Source organism: Streptomyces sp. NPDC050619, from assembly GCF_040654815.1.
Taxonomy (GTDB): Bacteria; Actinomycetota; Actinomycetes; order Streptomycetales; family Streptomycetaceae; genus Streptomyces.
In genome coordinates this window covers 1-1,171 of record NZ_JBFAIR010000166.1, presented here as the reverse complement: position 1 = coordinate 1,171, position 1,171 = coordinate 1, and the positions used below count along the sequence as shown (strand labels likewise).

The following is a 1,171-nucleotide window of genomic DNA, read 5'->3' as shown; positions in this document are numbered from 1 at the left end:
CAGCGCAACGCCTCCCAGGCCCGCCATACGGAGTCCAGCCGAGAGAGCGCCTCGGCGTGGCGGTACCACTCCGTGCACCACACTCGCCCGGATTGGGGAGTGGGACTCGGGACGAAATAGATGAACCGGTCCTCGACGAATTCGGCGACATTCGGATAGAACAATTCCGACGGGCGGGCGGCGCTCTCCTCGTCCCGTCGGATGTCCTCCACCGACTCGTCCCGCTCCTCCTCGTGGAGTGGTGATGTCATGGCGTCATGCTCCTCATCGCAGTCGTAAGTCATCGGCCTCGGCGTGGTGGCCGATGCGGTCCAGAACCATCGCGAGCCTGGTGACAGCCCATCTCAGGTTGGCCTGCCTGCTCGGATCCCGGTCCACCACGTCCTGATAGAGGCGGACGGCCCGGCGCGCGGGCCCCACCGCTCGGGCGCCCCGGCGCACATCGTGCCGAGCACTCAGGCTCAGCGTTCCGGCCAGTCGGGAGAGGAGGTAGGCGCTCCGGTCCGGCGCTTCGCCGGGGCGCCCGGTCAGCGTCCGGCAGAGCTCCTCCGCCTCGAGCGCGGTGCGCCAGGCCGCGGCCGTCTCCCCTGCCATCGCCCGCCCGTCGGCCAGTCGCAGGAGAGCGAAGCAGAGGTAGCGCACCTGCTCTTCCCGGTCCGTGCCGAGCAGTCGGCGCCGAAGGGGCACCTCGTGCTCCGCGATGCGGACGGCGTCGCGGTAGCTGCTCGTCTGCAGCAACGCACGGCACAATTCCGCACAAGTGTCGGCCAGTCCCGCCTCATGTCTCGCGTCGCCGGCCGACAGCTCCACACGCAGTTCGTACGCCTCCCGGAGCACGGGAACCGCCCGGTAGACCGTCGACCGGGACCTCAGGTAGCTGGCGCCCAGGTCGTGCAGGCAGTAGGCCAGCCCCTCGCGCCCTTCCGCGTTGACGCGGGACCGTCGGCGGTACTCGGGCAGAGCCTGACGCAGCAGGATGCGCGCCGCGACCTGACGGTCGTGCCTCTGGTACAGGTCGGAGCCGTCGTGGAGGCCGAACGCATGGCTCTCCGAGTAGAGGCTGGGGGCGTACCTGCTGAGTCGGCTCCGGATGGCGAGGGCCTGGTTCAGGGCGGCGAGCGCGTCCGCCGAGCTCCCGCTGGGCTCCTGCACCAGGAAGCTCAACGGGACC

The 1,171-nt window shown here is 70.2% G+C and carries 2 protein-coding genes; both read right to left on the bottom strand.

The window, feature by feature from the left end:
* Positions 1–251, bottom strand: a 251-nt coding sequence (locus AB0I77_RS53760) for a DUF4913 domain-containing protein (protein ID WP_363290364.1), incomplete at its 3' end; no start/stop codon positions are given.
* Positions 252–264: 13 nt separating this feature from the next.
* Positions 265–1,171: hypothetical protein (locus AB0I77_RS53755; protein WP_363290362.1), on the bottom strand; the 907-nt coding region annotated here is incomplete at its 5' end.